A 15,515-nucleotide genomic window follows, 5' to 3' on the forward strand; every position below is an offset into this window, starting at 1 on the left:
CTGGAGAGGCATCACCCCGATGCCCCTCCAGTCACGCTTGATGCCGCTCCAGTCACGCGTGATGCCCCTCCAATCACGCGTGATGCCTCCTTGCGCACGAAAGTTCGTGGCCGGGGCCGGCCGGCGCTGGGAGCATGGCGGGCATGTTCGAAGAGAAGCGGGTGCCCGACCGGCAGGTCCGGGCCATGCAGACCGAGACCACCGTCCGGGTCTACCTGGCCTGCTCGCCCGCCGTCGCCGATGACGCGCTCGGGAAGCAGGCCTTCGAGCGGGGCGGGACCACCTGGCTTGTGCCGTCGTTCCGCCTGGCGGCCTACCTCAGCGGCAACGGGAGCAAGCCGGGGCACGAGCGCGTCCTGGCCGTCGACCTCACCCGCGAAGGCTTCGAGCGGCTCTTCCGGGAGCACGTCGAATGGGTACCGGAGCGAGATCTCGACCACACGGCCCTGAACTTCCAGGCGATCCTGATCAGCAGCGAGCCCGCGCGCGAAGGGATGATCGCCATCAGCGACGTCACACCGGTGATGCGCGACGTCGCCGGGCTGCTGGCCACCGACCAGCTGCACCTGGCGGTCAAGCTCGTCCCCCACGAGCCGCCGTACCCGCTCGCCGAAGCCCTGGCCAAGGCCATCGACGCGGCGGGCTGAGGCAGCGCCCGGAACCCTGTACCGGGTCCAGCGCTTAAGGTTCCCTTAGCACATCTTGATCGAGTCAGTGACCGATACCCTAGTGCGCCACGCCTCACACAGGCCGGTTCCATCACATCGCGGTTACCAAGGGGGTTAGCCTGGTAGGCGCATCAGCGGATTCAAGATCGAGATCGAGACGGATAGAGGCGAGTCCCAGCCGTGTCCAGCAGCAGCCCTGCGTCACAGTTCGGCCCCAACGAGTGGCTGGTCGAAGAGATGTACGACCAGTTCCTCGCCGACCCTTCTTCAGTCGATGCCGCCTGGCACGACTTCTTCGCGGACTTCAAGCCGACGCAGAACGCGCAGGCCAAGGCGGACACCGCCCGGCAGCAGCAGGCCGACGCCAAGCCGTCCACCAACGGCCAGGCCGCCCAGCCGTCGGCCAAGGCCGTGCAGAACGCGGAGTCGGCGGCCAAGCAAGCCGCGCCCGCCAAGCCGGCCCCGGCCAAGACGACCGCTCCGGCGAAGGCCGAGCCGAAGCCGAAGCCGGCGGCCGCGAAGGCCGAGCCCAAGGCCGAGGCGAAGAAGGAAGAGCCGGAGTCGAAGCAGCTGCGCGGCGCCGCGGCGGCCATCGCCAAGAACATGGACGCCTCGCTGAGCGTCCCCACCGCGACCAGCGTGCGCGCGGTCCCGGCGAAGCTGATGGCGGACAACCGCATCGTCATCAACAACCACCTCAAGCGCACCCGCGGCGGCAAGATCTCCTTCACGCACCTCATCGGCTACGCCATGGTGCGGGCGCTGAAGAACTTCCCGAACATGAACCGGCACTACCAGCTGATCGACGGGAAGCCGTTCGCGGTCACGCCGGAGCACGTCAACTTCGGCCTCGCGATCGACATGAAGGGCAAGGACGGCTCGCGCAACCTCGTCGTCGCCTCGATCAAGGGCGTCGAGGACATGTCGTTCCTGCAGTTCTGGCAGGCGTACGAGGAGATCGTCAAGAAGGCCCGCAACAACAAGCTGACCGCGGACGACTTCTCCGGCACCACGATCTCGCTGACCAACCCGGGCGGCATCGGCACCAACCACTCGGTCCCGCGCCTGCAGGCCGGCCAGGGCGCCATCATCGGCGTCGGCGCCATGCAGTACCCGGCGGCCTTCGAGGGCACCAGCGAGAAGACCCTGGTCGACCTCGGCATCAGCAAGATCATGACGCTGACCTCGACCTACGACCACCGCATCATCCAGGGCGCGGAGTCCGGCGAGTTCCTCAAGCGCATCCACGAGCTGCTGCTCGGCGAAGACGGCTTCTACGACGACGTCTTCACCAGCCTGCGCCTGCCGTACGAGCCGATCCGCTGGGTCGCCGACATCCCGGACGGCCCGGTCGACAAGACCGCCCGCGTCATCGAGCTGATCGACGCGTTCCGGATGCGCGGCCACCTGATGGCCGACACCGACCCGCTGAACTACCGCCAGCGCAGCCACGCCGACCTGGACGTGCTGTCCCACGGCCTGACGCTCTGGGACCTCGACCGCGAGTTCCCGGTCGGCGGCTTCGCCGGCCAGGAGCGGATGAAGCTGCGCGACATCCTGGGCGTGCTGCGCAACTCGTACTGCCGCACGGTCGGCATCGAGTACACCCACATCCTCGACCCCGAAGAGCGCCGCTGGATCCAGGAGCGCGTCGAGATCCCGCACGAGAAGCCGGACCCCGCGGTACAGAAGTACGTGCTCTCGAAGCTGAACGCCGCCGAGGCGTTCGAGACGTTCCTGCAGACCAAGTACGTCGGCCAGAAGCGGTTCTCGCTGGAAGGCGGCGAGACGGCGATCCCGCTGCTCGACACCATCCTCGACAAGGCCGCCGAGCACGAGCTCGACGAGGTCGTCATCGGCATGCCGCACCGCGGCCGGCTGAACGTGCTGGCCAACATCGTCGGCAAGCCGATCAGCCAGATCTTCCAGGAGTTCGAGGGCAACCTCGACCCGGGCCAGGCGCACGGCTCCGGTGACGTGAAGTACCACCTCGGCGCCGAGGGCAAGTACTTCCGGATGTTCGGCGACGGCGAGACGAAGGTGTCGCTGACCGCGAACCCGTCCCACCTGGAGACGGTCGACCCGGTGCTCGAGGGCATCGTCCGCGCGAAGCAGGACATCCTCGACAAGGGCGGCGAGGGCTACACCGTCCTGCCGGTCCTGATGCACGGCGACGCGGCCTTCGCGGGCCAGGGCGTCGTCGCCGAGACGCTGAACCTCGCGCTGCTGCGGGGGTACCGCACGGGCGGCACCGTGCACGTCATCGTGAACAACCAGGTCGGCTTCACCACCGCGCCGGAGCACTCGCGCTCGAGCCAGTACGCCACCGACGTCGCGAAGATGATCGGCTCGCCGATCTTCCACGTGAACGGCGACGACCCGGAGGCCGCGCACTGGGTGGCCAAGCTGGCCGTCGAGTACCGGCAGGCGTTCCACAAGGACGTCGTCATCGACCTCATCTGCTACCGCCGCCGCGGCCACAACGAGGGCGACGACCCGTCGATGACGCAGCCGGCGATGTACGACATCATCGACACCAAGCGCTCGGTCCGGAAGACCTACACCGAGTCGCTGATCGGCCGCGGCGACATCTCCGTCGAAGAGGCCGAGGCCGCGCTGCGCGACTTCTCGAGCCAGCTGGAACACGTCTTCAACGAGGTCCGCGAGCTGGAGAAGCACCCGGCGAAGGCCAGCCCCTCGGTCGAGGAGGAGCAGCAGGTCCCGGCCAAGGTGAAGACGTCGGTGAGCAACGAGGTCATCGAGCGCATCGGCGACGCGTTCGTCCAGGTGCCCGAGGGCTTCACGCCGCACCCGCGCGTCAAGCCGGTGATGGAGCGCCGCCACAAGATGTCCCGCGAGGGCGACATCGACTGGGCCTTCGGTGAGCTGCTGGCGTTCGGGTCGCTGGCGATGGAGGGCCGGCTGGTCCGGCTGTCCGGCCAGGACTCCCGCCGCGGCACGTTCACCCAGCGGCACTCGGTCTTCATCGACCGCAAGACCGGCCAGGAGTACGCGCCGCTGCAGAACCTGGCCGACGGCCAGGGCCGCGTGATGATCTACGACTCGGCGCTGTCGGAGTACGCGGCCGTCGGTTTCGAGTACGGCTACTCGGTGGCGAACTCCGAGGCGCTGGTGATGTGGGAAGCGCAGTTCGGCGACTTCGTCAACGGCGCGCAGACGGTCATCGACGAGTACATCTCCTCCGGCGAGGCCAAGTGGGGCCAGCGCTCGGACGTCGTGCTGCTGCTGCCGCACGGCCACGAGGGCCAGGGCCCGGACCACACGTCCGGCCGCATCGAGCGGTTCCTCTCGCTGTGCGCGGAGGGCTCGATGACCGTGGCGGTGCCGTCCACCCCGGCGAACTACTTCCACCTGCTGCGCCGCCACGCCCTCGACGGCATCCAGCGCCCGCTGGTCGTCTTCACGCCGAAGTCGATGCTGCGCAACAAGGCGGCGACGTCGGCGGTCGAGGACTTCACCGGCGAGAGCCGGTTCATGTCCGTCATCGACGACGTGACGCCGGACCCGGCGAAGATCCGCAAGGTGCTGCTGACCTCCGGGAAGCTGTACTGGGAGCTGGTGGCGGAGCGGACGAAGCGCGAGGCCGACGACGTCGCGATCGTGCGGATCGAGCAGTACTACCCGCTGCCGAAGAAGAAGCTGCTGGCGGCGCTGGAGCGGTACACGAACGCGACGCAGGTCGCGTGGGTCCAGGAGGAGCCGGAGAACCAGGGTGCGTGGCCGTTCTTCGGCCTGAACCTGCCCCGGAAGTTCCCGGAGGTGCTCTCGGGCCTGCAGGTCGTCTCGCGCCGCCCGATGGCGGCGCCGTCGGCGGGTTCGTCGAAGGTGCACGAGGTCGAGCAGAAGGCGCTGATCGCGAAGGCGTTCGACTGATCACGGTCGCTTGAAGGCCTCCTCCCCGGGCAACCGGGGAGGAGGCCTTTTTCGTGCCGCGTTATGCGAGGGACTCCGAGGCCGCCTTGGCGAGGCTGTGCGCGTTGCGGCGGCACCGCTCGATGTTCCGGTCGGTGGTGTCGGCCGCCGTGACGACCACGGTCACGTCGACGTTGCCCTGGTAGAACCGCACCCCGCACTGCATGGGGCCGCTCTGGTCGTAGTCGACGTCGGCGGCCTTGGTCGCGTTGCCGATCTTCTCGGTGATCGGCTTGGCCCCGCGGTCCACTTCGATCTGGTAGCCCGCCTTCGCGTACCCGGGACCGTCCCCCGAGCCCGGCCGGTTCGACTTCGCCAGCAACATCGACAACGTGCCGGACGACGAACCGGACTTCATCCAGGAGCAGGTGAGCTGGAGCAGCTGGATCTTGTCGCCCGAAGTGGTGGCCGGCTCCGCGGGGCTGTCACTGCTCAACGGCGGCAGGTTGTTCATCCGGCTCCCGACCTCACTGCACCGCGGCAGCGAGGAGTACTTGTCGGGCTCACCGGCCGGAGCGGTCGACGACGGCGCGCCCACCGACCGCTTGTCATCGGAGCGCAGCAGGAAGAAGGCGCCGACGCCCACCCCGGCCAGCAGGAGCACACCGGCCATCACGAGCACGATGATCAGCGCGGTCTTCCCCCCGGACTTGGGCGGCGGGTACCCGGGCTGCTGGTACGGCGGGTACTGCGGATACGGGTACTGAGGTCCTTGCTGCACGAACCGGACACTAGGCCATTCGCGCGACCCGAGCGGGCGGTTCACCGGAAATCGTCGGTGCCCTCCCCTAGTGTGGGCATCGGGGGGTGCTCACCACAGGGCGCCGAAACTGTCGGCCCCTTCCGCTAGCGTTGAACCGGGGGCTGCCCGGAACGGCACCGAAACCCGATTGCCCTCCGCCGCCGGTTCGCGGCAAGGTGGCGACCATGCTGATCCGCCGCGAGACGGCCGCCGACCGGGCGGCGATCCACGCCGTCCACAGCGAAGCGTTCCGGCGCGAACCCGGCATCACCCCGGCCGAAGCGCCCCTCGTCGACGAACTCCGCGCCGAAGGCGACCTGATCGACGCGCTCTCGCTGGTCGCCGTCCGCGACGGCGCCGTCGTCGGGCACGTGTGCTGCAGCCGGGCCCGCGTCGGCGACGACACCACGGCCGCCGTCGGGCTCGGGCCGCTCGGTGTGCTGCCCGCGCACCAGAAGAGCGGCGTCGGCTCCGCGCTGGTGCACGCCGTGGTCGGCGCGGCGGACGCGCTCGGCTACGGCCTGGTCGTCCTGCTCGGTAACCCGGCCTACTACTCGCGGTTCGGGTTCGTCACCGCGTCGGACCTGTCGATCACCGCCCCGGACCCGCAGTGGGGCCCGCACTTCCAGGCGCGGACGCTGGCCGCGTACGAACCCACCCAGGCGGGCGCGTTCGAGTACGCGCCGGCGTTCTCCCGGATCTGAACAGGAGCCGCGCGTGTACACACCGACCTCGTCCGTGGGGGTGCGGATCAACCGCGAGCAGCCGCCGGCCAAGCTGCGCGACCTCGCGCGCCAGGCCGAAGACGCGGGTCTCGACGAGCTCTGGCTGGTCGAAGACTGCTTCTGGGCGGCCGGCATCGCGACGGTCGCGACGGCGCTGGCGGTGACGTCGACGATCAAGGTGGGCATCGGCGTGCTCCCGGCGGTGGCGCGCAACCCGGCGATCGCGGCGATGGAGCTCGCGGCGCTGGCCGAGCTGCACCCGGACAGGCTGATCGCCGGCTTCGGCCACGGCGTCGCGTCGTGGATGCGGCAGATCGGCGCGTACCCGGAGTCCCCGCTGGCGGCGCTGGAGGAGACGCTGCTGGCGATCCGGCGGCTGCTGGCGGGCGAGCGCGTTTCGATGGCCGGACGGCACGTCCACCTGGACGAGGTCGAGCTGGTGTTCCCGCCGTCCTCGCCGCCCCCGCTGGTGGCGGGCGTCCGCCGCCCGAAGTCCCTGGCGGCGGCCGGCCGGGCGGCGGACGGCACGATCCTGGCCGAGCCGGCCCCGCCGGAGTTCGTCCGGACGGCACTGGCGGGCATCTCGGCCACCGGTCCGCACGCGGTGGTGACGTACAACTGGCTGGTCCTCGGTGACCGCGAGCGAGCGCGCCGGACGGTCGCGGAGTCCCTGAACCCCGGATCGCGGGTGCAGGTGGAGGGTCTGCCGTTCGCGTCAGACCTGCTGGCGCTGCTGGATTCGACGTCCACAGTGGACGAGCTGGCGGCGGGCCTGCGTCCGGAGTGGATCGACCGCTTGGCCATCTGCGGAGACCTGGACACCTGCGCGGCGGCGGTCCGATCGCTGCACGAGGCCGGCAGCGGCTCGGTGGTCCTGCTGCCGCTTCCGGAGGAGCCGCCGGAGCAGGCCATCGAGGACGCGGCCCGCGTGGCGGCAGCCGTCCGCGGCTGAGACCTCGGAAAAGCCGTTCGTGCGGGGCGGCCGGCGTGCCAGGATCGGACCATGCCGGTCGACCCGCACCTCCTCCTGGCCTTCCTCGTCACCACGGCGATCGCGATGGTGACCCCGGGCCCGGACATGCTCTTCATCCTCGGCTGCGGCATGCGCGGCGGTCCGAAGGCCGGCCTGCTCGCCACGGCCGGGGTCGCCACCAGCGAGGCCATCCACGTCGCCGTGGCCGCGGCCGGGCTGGCCGCGCTCTTCGCCGCCGTGCCCGTCGCCTTCACCGTCGTCCGGATCGCCGGCGCCGCCTACCTCGTCTACCTCGGCGTCCAGGCCATCCGGAACCGCAAGCCGCTCGTCGAACGGAAAAGCGACCGCGCCTACCTGTCCGGCCTGCTCACCAACCTGCTCAACCCCAAGATGGTCACCTTCACCATCGCCTTCCTGCCGCAGTTCATCGACCCGGCACGGGGCCACGTCTGGCTGCAGTTCGCCGTCCTCGGCGCGATCATGATCGGGTTCGAGTTCCTCGTCGACGGCACGGTCGGCGTCCTCGCCGGCCGCATCGGCGGGTGGGTCCGGCGGAAGAAGAACCAGCGGCGGATCGAGGTCGCCACCGGCGGGATCTTCATCGGCCTCGGTCTCAAGCTGGCCGCCGACCGTTAGGCCTGCCCGACAGGCAGTTCGACGGGATAAGCGCGGCCGAAGTCGGCGGAGACGCTGACCGCCTCCCACTTCGCCGCCTCCGCCAGCCGGCCCCGCGAATACTCCTGCGCCATCTCGACCGCATTCGCGCCGAGCAGCAGGTGGGACGGCAGCTCCTCCCGCTTCGCCACCCGGACCAGGATCTCCGCGGCCCGCGCCGGGTCGCCCGCGGCCACGCCCATTCCGTCGAAGTTGCGCACCAGGCTGCCGACCGTCGGGTCGTATTCCGCGGGGATGTCGGCGATCCGCATCGACGCGCCCGCCCAGTCGGTGGCGAAGCCGGACGGCTCCACCACCAGGTACCGGATCCCCAACGGCGCCGTCTCCGCGGCCAGGACCCGGGTGAAACCGTCGACCGCGAACTTGGCCGCCTGGTACGAGCCCAGGCCCGGGGTGCCGCCGACGCGGCCGCCGATCGACGAGAACTGCACCACCGTGCCCGCGCCCTGGGCCTTCAGCACGGGCAGCGCGGCGGTGGAAACGTTGTACACACCCCAGAAGTTCGTGTCGAACTGGCGGCGGAAGTCCTCTTCGGACATCGTCTCCACGGGCGCGACGTTCGCGTACCCCGCGTTGTTCACCACCACGTCGAGCCGCCCGAAACGCGCGACCGCCGCATCCAGAGCGGCTACCGCCGCGGGGCGGTCGGTGACGTCCAGTGCGACCGGGAGCACCTGGTCGCCGTACTTGCGCACGAGGTCGTCGAGCTGTTCCGGCTTGCGCGCGGTCGCGACGACCTGGTCGCCGGCCGCCAGGGCCGCTTCGGCGAGGGCGCGCCCGAAGCCACGGGAGGAGCCGGTGATGAACCACGTTTGCTGAGTCATGCCTTTAGTAAAACCCTGTTTCGTTATTTGTGCAACCTCGTTGTGTTAAAGTGGGGAGTCATGGGTCACCCTGCTCCTCGCCGTGCCCGCAGCATGGAGGCGAAACACGAACGGGAACGCGCCATCCTCGACGCGGCCCGCTCCCTGGCCGGGGAACGCACCGTCCGCGCGGTCACCCTCACCGACATCGCCGCGGCCGTGGGCATGCACAAGTCCGCGATGCTGCGCTACTTCGAGACGCGGGAACAGATCTTCCTGACCCTCACCGCCGAAGGCTGGCAGGAGTGGGCGGCCGCCGTGTGCGCGCAGCTGCGGGGGCTCGGCGCCACGACTCCGGACGAGCTCGCGGCCGTCCTCGCCCGCTCGTTCGCGGCGCGGCCGCTCTTCTGCGACCTGCTCGCCCACGCGCCGATGAACCTGGAACGCAACGTCTCCCTCGACACGGTCATCGCGTTCAAGACCAGCGTGCTCGGCCAGGTCGACTCGGTCGCGGCCGAGCTGCGGCGGCTGCTCGCCATCGAGGAGCCGGCCGCCACGGACGTCATCGCCACCGCGACCGGCATGGCCGGCGCGCTCTGGCAGATGGCCGCACCCGGCACCGCGCTGCGAGCCCTGTACGAAACGCGCCCCGAACTGGCCCACGCCCTGATCGACGTCGAACGGCGGCTGACCGGGATCCTGACCGCGCTGCTGACCGGGATGGCCGGCCGCCGGGCGTGACCACGGCCCTAGGCGCGAAGGCCGTCGACGATCACCGCCACGATCCGGGGCGCGCGCTCGTCCCACTCGGCCTCAGGCACCCGCGACAACGCCCCGAGCAGCAGGATGACGTCGGCGGCGTCGACGCCCGCGCGGATCTCCCCCGCGGTTCTTCCCCGGTCCAGCAGCGTGGCGAGCGCCTCGTCGAGCCGGTGGTGCTGGCCGGAATAGAGGTCCTGCCACGCCGGCACCTCGATCGCCGCCATGACGCCGCGCTTGACGCGGGCGTACTCGACCAGCCGGTCCAGCCAACGGGCCAGCGCGTCGAGCGGGGAGTGTTCCGCCAGCAGCGGCACCACCGTGGCGACGAGCTGGTCCAGCTCGGCCCGGTACACCTCCGCCAGCAGGTGCTCGCGCGTCGGGAAGTGCCGGTAGAGCGTCCCCTGCCCCACGCCCGCGGCCTTGGCCACCCGGTGCAGCTTCAGCTCGCCGGCCGCGCCGTTGGACTCGCTCAGCTCCGCCCGCGCGGCCTCGACGATCCGAACACGGTTGGCGACGGCGTCCGAACGGCGCTCACGGCCCGGCACGGCACCCTCCCTCGAACTAAGTGGACAACTGTCCGGTAGACTCAAGCGGACAGTTGTCAGCTTAGCGGGAGGTGCCATGCCGAACGGACTGGACAAGGTCGTCGCCATCACGGGAGCGAGCAGCGGGATCGGCGCGGCGACGGCCGTGGAGCTGGCGAGCCGCGGCGCGGCCGTCGTGCTGGGCGCCCGGCGCACCGACCGGCTGGAGGCGCTCGCGCACCGGATCCGGGACGACGGCGGCCGCGCGGAGCTGCTGGACGTCGACGTGACCCGCCGCGCCGATCTCGAGCGGCTCGTCGCCCTCGCCGTCGAGCGCTTCGGCCGCCTCGACGTCCTGGTGGCCAACGCCGGCGTCGCCCGGATCGCGCCGGTGAGCGCCCTCGACGTCGACGACTGGGACGCGATGATCGACGTCAACCTCCGCGGTGTGCTGCACGGGATCGCCGCCGCGCTGCCGGTGTTCCGCGCGCAGGGCCGCGGGCACTTCGTCACGACCGTCTCGACGTCGGGGCTGAAGATCGTGCCGGCCCAGGCCGTCTACGCGGGAACCAAGAACGCCGTGCGCACGCTGCTGGAGGCGCTGCGGCAGGAGTCGACCGACGGTGTCCTGCGCACGACGTCCATCTCGCCGGGCTTCGTGCGCACCGAACTCGTCGACTACGTCGAGGACCCGGCGCAGCGCGAGCAGGCCCAGCAGGCGATGGCGGCGCTCGGCATCAGCCCTGAGGCGGTGGCGCGGGCGATCGCGTTCGCCGTCGAGCAGCCGGACGACGTCGAGATCGGCGACCTCACCATCCGGCCTGCCCGCCAGGGCTGAGCGCTAAGCCCGCGCGAGGAACTCCTCCGCGATGTCCAGCGGGTTCCGCTTCTGCTCCGTGAACTCGACGTTGAGCCGCGTGAGTTCCGCGGTCGTCAGCGCGGCCGAGACGCGGTTCAACGCGGCCACCTCCGCCGGCGACAGCGTCCCCCGCGCCACCAACGGCACGATGTTCTGCGCCGGGAACATGTTCTTGTCGTCGGCCAGCGGCACGAACCCGTTCGCCGCGATCGTCGACGACGTGCTGAACAGGTCCGCCACCTGCACGTCACCGGACTTCAGGGCCGCCACCGTCACCGGGCCGCCCGTGTCCGTCGTGCGGATCTCCTTGAACTCGCAGCCGTACAGCGACTTGATCTTGTCCCTCCAGCGGCTGCTCCACTGGCCCGGCCCGCCGAACACCAGCTCGCGGCAACGTGGTCCCAGGTCCGAGAACGTCTTCACCCCGGACGACGCCAGCTGCGGGCCGACGACGAGCAGGTCCTTGTCCTCCGCCGGCGCTTGGTCCAGGACTTCGAAACCCGCCGGGATCTTCTGCCGCAGCTGCGCGTAGACGTCCTGGGACGTCGTCGCGGTCGTGTCCTTGTCGAAGTACCGCAGCAGGTTCCCGCTGTAGTCCGGCACCACCGACAGCGACCTGTCCTGCAGCGCCTTGACGACGACCTCGCGGCTGCCCACCGGCGGCCGCACCGTCACGTCGGAGGCGCCCGCCTGCCGCAGCGCCCCGGCGTAGATCTGGGCCAGCAGCAGGCTTTCGCCGACGTCGGACGCCCCGATGATGATGTCCCCGGTAGCGCCGCCCTCGCCGCCGCCCGCGAGCGGGTTCCCGCAGCCCGCCGCGAGGAGCAGCACAGCGAGGAAGGAAACCAGCCGCTTCACGCCGCCACCTTCTTCACGGCCGCCGCGAGCCGGATGCCCCGCGGCACCAAAGCGCGGTTCAGCAGGGAGAAGAGCAGGTCCAGGGCGATGGCCAGCAACGTCGTCAGCAGCGCGCCCGCGATCACCTCGGCGTAGTCCAAAATGGCCAGACCGTCGAGCAGGAACCGGCCCAGGCCACCGAGTCCGACGTACGCGGCCACCGCGGCGGTCGCCACCAGCTGGAGCACGGCGTTGCGGATGCCGCCGAGCACAAGCGGCAGCGAGATCGGCACCTCGACCTGCCACAGCCGTTGCCAGCCGGTCATCCCGACGCCCTCGGCGGCGTCGACCACGCCGTGGTCGGTCGCCTGCAGCCCGGCGTACGTACCGGCCAAGATCGGCGGCACGGCCAGCACCACGAGGCCGATGATGGTCGAGGTGACGCTCTCGGTGAAGAGCAGGAACAGGAACGTGACGAGCCCCAGGGTGGGCAGCGCGCGGATCGCGTTGCCGGCGCTCACCAGCGCGACGCCACCGCGGCCGGTGTGGCCGACGAACAACCCCAGCGGCACCGCGATGACCAGCGCGATCACCAGGGACAACGCCGTGTAGCCGAGGTGTTCCAGCAGCCGCTGCGGGACGCCGTCGGGCCCGGACCAGTGCGCCGGGTCGCCGAACCAGCGGAACAGATCGGTGATCACGCTGCCCCCACCCGGGTCCACGGCGTCAGCAGGTTCCGCGCGCCCACCAGCAGGAGGTCGACGACCAGTGCCAGCAGCAGCGTCAGCACGATGCCGGCCACGATCGGCGAGAAGTACTCGCGCTGGAAGCCGTCGGTGAACAGCACGCCGAGGCCGCCGGTGCCGATCAGGGCGCCCACGCTGACCAGGCTGATGTTGCTGACCGACGCCACGCGCACGCCGGCCGCCAGCACCGGCACCGACAGAGGCAGTTCGACGGCGAAGAACCGGCGCACCGGCTTGTACCCGACGGCGGTCGCGGCGGCGATCACCGGCGGCGGCACCGCGTCGAGCGCGTCCAGCACCGGGCGGACCAGCAGCGCCGTGGTGTAGACCGTCAGCGCGACGACGACGTTGACGCTGTCCAGGATCTTCGTCCCGATCAGACCGGGGATGACGACGAACAGCGCCAGCGACGGGATCGTGTAGAGCAGGTTCGCCACCACCAACAGCACCTGCCGCGCGGGTGCCCAGCGGTGACCGAGCCAGCCCGCCGCGATCGCCAGCACGATGCCCAGGACCAGCGGGAGCAGCGCGAGGTAGACGTGGTCACCCAGATCACCGAGGATCTGGCCGCGGTTGTTCGCGCTGCCCAGGTAGCGCCCGAGCTCGTCGAAGAAGCTCATGACGCCTGGGGCGCGCCCTCGATGACGTCCAGCACCTGCCGCGCGACCACGGCACCGAGCACCCGGTGGTCCTCGTCGACGACGACGCCGAGGCTGGCGGGCGACGACAGCGCCGCGTCCAGCGCACCGCGGATCGGCGTCCCCCGCACCCACAGCGAACCGCCGGCCACGAGGTCGTCCTCACCGAGTGGTCCGTCCACTGTGGAGTTCGGCGGCAGCCAGCCGCGGGGCTGCTTCTCGGTGTTGACCGCGAGCCGCCAGCCGTCGCTCGCCGGCACGCTGGTGCCGATCTCGACCAGCTCCAGTTCCTTGACCTCGACGCCTTCGGCGGAGAGGAACGACAGGCCGCGGTAGCCGCGGTCGCGGCCGACGAACGACGCGACGAAGTCATCCACCGGGTGCCGCAGGACGTCGGCCGGCGTGCCGTACTGGGCGAGCTTGCCGCCGACCCGCATCACGGCCACCTTGTCGCCGAGCCGGACGGCCTCGTCGATGTCGTGCGTGACGAACACGATCGTCTTGCCCAGCTGCGACTGCAGCCGCAGCAGCTCGTTCTGCAGGTCCTCGCGCACGATCGGGTCGACCGCGGAGAACGGCTCGTCCATCAGCAGCACCGGCGAATCCGCGGCGAGCGCGCGGGCGACGCCGACGCGCTGCTGCTGGCCGCCCGAGAGCTGGGCCGGGTAACGCTTGCCGAGCTCGACGGGCAGGCCGATGATCTCGAGCAGCTCGGCCGCCCGGTTGCGCGCTTTCGCCTTGTCCCAGCCCGAAAGCAGCGGCACGGTCGCGATGTTGTCCAGCACCGTCCGATGTGGAAAAAGCCCGGCGTGCTGGATGACGTAGCCGATGCCGCGGCGCAGCAGCGCCGGGTCGCCCTCGGCGACGTCCTTGCCGTCGAGCAGCACCTGCCCGGCGGTCGGCTCGACCATCCGGTTGATCATCCGCAGGGACGTCGTCTTGCCGCAGCCGGACGGGCCGACGAACACGGTGATCGTGCCGTCTTCGACCGTGAGGTTCAGCTTGTCGACGGCGACCGTCCCATCCGGATACTGCTTGGTCACGTCGCGGAATTCGATGGTCACTGCCACTCCCCATGTCCCGGTCCGTTCGACCGTAGCCGAGTCGGCGGTGGTTGGCACGCCGTTCCGAGGGGTGGTGACTAGGCTCGGAGTCCGTGAACGCCCTCGACGACGTCCTCGCCGCGCACGGCGTCGGCGTCCGCCCGCTGTACCGCGTCCTCGACCTGCTGCGCACTGGCGACCACGACCTCGGCGAGCTGGTGCGGCTGAGCACGGCGCCGCGGCGCAGCGTGGAGGCCGTCCTCACCGCCCTCGGCGACGACCTGGACCGCAGCGGCGACCGCCTGCGCCTCTCCCCCGGCGTCGCGGCGTCGTACCTGCAGTACCGCGCGCCGCGCTACGCCGATCCGCTCGACGAAGCCGTCGCGACGCACGAGCTGCTGCCGAAGGTCGCCGAGTGGGTGGCCGAGGTGCCGTCGCCGCTGGCCGCGCTCGACCACGTGCAGGCCACGCCGGAGACCGTGCTGCGCCGCGCGCTCTGGCTGGACGCGCAGTACGACCTCGCCTCGGCGCGGCTGCTGTTCCTCGGCGACCACGACCTGACGTCGCTGGCGGTGCGGGCGGTCTGCCCGTCGGCGTCGCTGACGGTCGTCGACCTCGACGAGCGGGTGCTGGCCTACCTCGACGACCGCGGCGGCCGGGAGATCCGGACCGCGCACGCCGACCTGCGCGTCGGCCTGCCGCCGTCACTCGCGGGGGGCTTCAACCTCGTGTTCAGCGATCCGCCGTACACGCCCGAGGGCATGGGGTTGTTCGCGGCGCGCGGGGTGCAGGCGCTGCGCGAGCCGAGCGAGGGACGGCTGCTGCTGGCGTACGGCTACAGCCCGCGTCACCCGGCGCTGGGCGCGCAGGTGCAGCGGTCACTGGCGACGCTCGGGCTGACGTTCGAGGCGATCCTGCCGGGCTTCAACCGCTACTTCGGGGCGCAGGCGATCGGCAGCGCGGCGGACCTGTACGTCTGCCAGCCGACGGCGAAGGCCAAGAAGATGCGCGGCGGCAAGGCGATCTACACGCACGGGCCGCAGTCGGTGGAGGCGTCCGGGACGAAGCCGGCCCTGCTGGAGAAGCTGAAGGAGATCGCGGGAGCCGGTGGTCTCGCGTTGGAGACGCGGCCGGTGGACTGGTCGATCTCCGGCCCCGAGGGCGACGCCGTCGCGATGGACCTCTCGGCCGACCCGGGCCCGTGGCTGCTGCGGACGCTGCTGGGCACGAACGCCCGCCGCCTGGCCTTGCTGGTCCCCAACGCCCACCCGGACCTGGCGGACCAGGCCTCGCAGGAAGCGCTGGCGGCACTCGTCCAGCGCAAGTACGCCCTCCGCTACCTGCGGAGCACCCCGGACAACCGCCACGCCGTGGTGGTCGCCGAAGCGGTGGAGCACCAGGACGAGGTCCTGACCCGCGCCCACGCCCGCCTGGCCAACGTCTCCCTCGCCGTCCCCGAGGACCTGACGGACCTCCGCCTGGTCGACGTCCCCCGCCACCGCCTCCCCGACCTCATCGGCTGAACCCGCCACTTTCACGTGAAAGTGGCGCTTTGCCGCACAAAGCGGCACTTTCACGTGAAAGTGC

General features: G+C 70.8%; 15 protein-coding genes. 8 read left to right on the forward strand and 7 right to left on the reverse strand.

The window, feature by feature from the left end:
* Positions 1–143: 143 nt before the first annotated feature.
* Together DV20_RS06325 and DV20_RS06330 are read left to right on the forward strand one after the other, a co-directional pair.
* The gene (locus tag DV20_RS06325; RefSeq protein WP_051735813.1) at positions 144–647 is read left to right on the forward strand and encodes a DUF4291 family protein; all 504 of its coding nucleotides are present in this window, start codon (positions 144–146) and stop codon (positions 645–647) included.
* A 201-nt stretch (positions 648–848) separates the two neighbouring features.
* Positions 849–4,562 carry a multifunctional oxoglutarate decarboxylase/oxoglutarate dehydrogenase thiamine pyrophosphate-binding subunit/dihydrolipoyllysine-residue succinyltransferase subunit gene (locus DV20_RS06330; protein WP_084093340.1) on the forward strand — a complete coding sequence of 1,238 codons (3,714 nt, stop codon included), beginning with the start codon at positions 849–851 and terminating at the stop codon, positions 4,560–4,562.
* Positions 4,563–4,623: 61 nt separating this feature from the next.
* Here DV20_RS06330 and DV20_RS06335 read toward each other — a convergent pair whose 3' ends face one another.
* Complete coding sequence (locus tag DV20_RS06335; protein ID WP_043777132.1) at positions 4,624–5,322, reverse strand: flagellar basal body-associated FliL family protein; 699 nt, start codon at positions 5,320–5,322, stop codon at positions 4,624–4,626.
* A gap of 206 nt (positions 5,323–5,528) precedes the next feature.
* Here DV20_RS06335 and DV20_RS06340 point away from each other — a divergent pair, with 206 nt between their 5' ends.
* From DV20_RS06340 to DV20_RS06350, 3 genes are read left to right on the forward strand one after another with little or no spacing between them, the layout of a single operon-like run.
* The gene (locus DV20_RS06340; RefSeq protein ID WP_043777135.1) at positions 5,529–6,047 is read left to right on the forward strand and encodes a GNAT family N-acetyltransferase; all 519 of its coding nucleotides are present in this window, start codon (positions 5,529–5,531) and stop codon (positions 6,045–6,047) included.
* A gap of 13 nt (positions 6,048–6,060) precedes the next feature.
* The gene (locus tag DV20_RS06345) at positions 6,061–7,020 is read left to right on the forward strand and encodes an LLM class flavin-dependent oxidoreductase (protein ID WP_043777137.1); all 960 of its coding nucleotides are present in this window, start codon (positions 6,061–6,063) and stop codon (positions 7,018–7,020) included.
* A gap of 51 nt (positions 7,021–7,071) precedes the next feature.
* A complete protein-coding gene (locus tag DV20_RS06350; protein WP_043777140.1) occupies positions 7,072–7,677 on the forward strand; it encodes a LysE family translocator in 606 nt (201 codons plus the stop codon).
* Here DV20_RS06350 and DV20_RS06355 read toward each other — a convergent pair.
* A complete protein-coding gene (locus DV20_RS06355) occupies positions 7,674–8,540 on the reverse strand; it encodes an SDR family NAD(P)-dependent oxidoreductase (protein ID WP_043777143.1) in 867 nt (288 codons plus the stop codon). The genes DV20_RS06350 and DV20_RS06355 overlap by 4 nt on opposite strands.
* 60 nt (positions 8,541–8,600) lie before the next feature.
* On the opposite strand from DV20_RS06355, the gene DV20_RS06360 reads away from it, so the two are divergent.
* Positions 8,601–9,260 carry a TetR/AcrR family transcriptional regulator gene (locus DV20_RS06360; protein WP_043777146.1) on the forward strand — a complete coding sequence of 220 codons (660 nt, stop codon included), beginning with the start codon at positions 8,601–8,603 and terminating at the stop codon, positions 9,258–9,260.
* Positions 9,261–9,268: 8 nt separating this feature from the next.
* Here the strand turns inward: DV20_RS06360 and DV20_RS06365 are convergent, their stop codons facing one another.
* Positions 9,269–9,826, reverse strand: a complete 558-nt coding sequence (locus DV20_RS06365) for a TetR/AcrR family transcriptional regulator (RefSeq protein WP_043777148.1) — start codon at positions 9,824–9,826, stop codon at positions 9,269–9,271.
* 76 nt (positions 9,827–9,902) lie between these two features.
* Here DV20_RS06365 and DV20_RS06370 point away from each other — a divergent pair, with 76 nt between their 5' ends.
* A complete protein-coding gene (locus DV20_RS06370) occupies positions 9,903–10,643 on the forward strand; it encodes an SDR family oxidoreductase (protein ID WP_043777150.1) in 741 nt (246 codons plus the stop codon).
* 3 nt (positions 10,644–10,646) lie between these two features.
* Here DV20_RS06370 and DV20_RS06375 read toward each other — a convergent pair whose 3' ends face one another.
* The 4 genes from DV20_RS06375 to DV20_RS06390 are packed head-to-tail and all read right to left on the reverse strand — an operon-like array spanning position 10,647 to position 13,949.
* Entirely contained in the window at positions 10,647–11,522 is an 876-nt protein-coding gene (locus DV20_RS06375) for an ABC transporter substrate-binding protein (protein WP_043777152.1), read from the reverse strand.
* Positions 11,519–12,202 (reverse strand): ABC transporter permease, encoded by a 684-nt coding sequence (locus tag DV20_RS06380; protein ID WP_043777255.1) that lies wholly within the window; start codon positions 12,200–12,202, stop codon positions 11,519–11,521. Before DV20_RS06380 ends, DV20_RS06375 begins: the two co-directional genes overlap by 4 nt.
* Complete coding sequence (locus DV20_RS06385) at positions 12,199–12,867, reverse strand: ABC transporter permease (RefSeq protein WP_043777154.1); 669 nt, start codon at positions 12,865–12,867, stop codon at positions 12,199–12,201. The genes DV20_RS06380 and DV20_RS06385 overlap by 4 nt, the downstream gene beginning before the upstream one ends.
* A complete protein-coding gene (locus DV20_RS06390) occupies positions 12,864–13,949 on the reverse strand; it encodes an ABC transporter ATP-binding protein (RefSeq protein WP_043777156.1) in 1,086 nt (361 codons plus the stop codon). The genes DV20_RS06385 and DV20_RS06390 overlap by 4 nt, the downstream gene beginning before the upstream one ends.
* Before the next feature lie 92 nt (positions 13,950–14,041).
* Between DV20_RS06390 and DV20_RS06395 the strand changes: the two genes are divergently transcribed.
* Complete coding sequence (locus DV20_RS06395; RefSeq protein ID WP_043777159.1) at positions 14,042–15,451, forward strand: bis-aminopropyl spermidine synthase family protein; 1,410 nt, start codon at positions 14,042–14,044, stop codon at positions 15,449–15,451.
* Positions 15,452–15,515: the final 64 nt, after the last annotated feature.

The sequence above is a fragment of the Amycolatopsis rifamycinica genome (assembly GCF_000695625.1).
GTDB classification, from domain to species: domain Bacteria; phylum Actinomycetota; class Actinomycetes; order Mycobacteriales; family Pseudonocardiaceae; genus Amycolatopsis; species Amycolatopsis rifamycinica.

Excerpts from the sequence above, each read along its gene's own strand:
- DV20_RS06325 (WP_051735813.1), top strand. The coding sequence starts at position 144 with ATGTTCGAAGAGAAGCGGGTGCCCGACCGGCAGGTCCGGGCCATGCAG.
- DV20_RS06340 (WP_043777135.1), top strand. The coding sequence starts at position 5,529 with ATGCTGATCCGCCGCGAGACGGCCGCCGACCGGGCGGCGATCCACGCC.
- DV20_RS06350 (WP_043777140.1), top strand. The coding sequence starts at position 7,072 with ATGCCGGTCGACCCGCACCTCCTCCTGGCCTTCCTCGTCACCACGGCG.
- DV20_RS06355 (WP_043777143.1), bottom strand. The coding sequence starts at position 8,540 with ATGACTCAGCAAACGTGGTTCATCACCGGCTCCTCCCGTGGCTTCGGG.
- DV20_RS06360 (WP_043777146.1), top strand. The coding sequence starts at position 8,601 with ATGGGTCACCCTGCTCCTCGCCGTGCCCGCAGCATGGAGGCGAAACAC.
- DV20_RS06370 (WP_043777150.1), top strand. The coding sequence starts at position 9,903 with ATGCCGAACGGACTGGACAAGGTCGTCGCCATCACGGGAGCGAGCAGC.
- DV20_RS06385 (WP_043777154.1), bottom strand. The coding sequence starts at position 12,867 with ATGAGCTTCTTCGACGAGCTCGGGCGCTACCTGGGCAGCGCGAACAAC.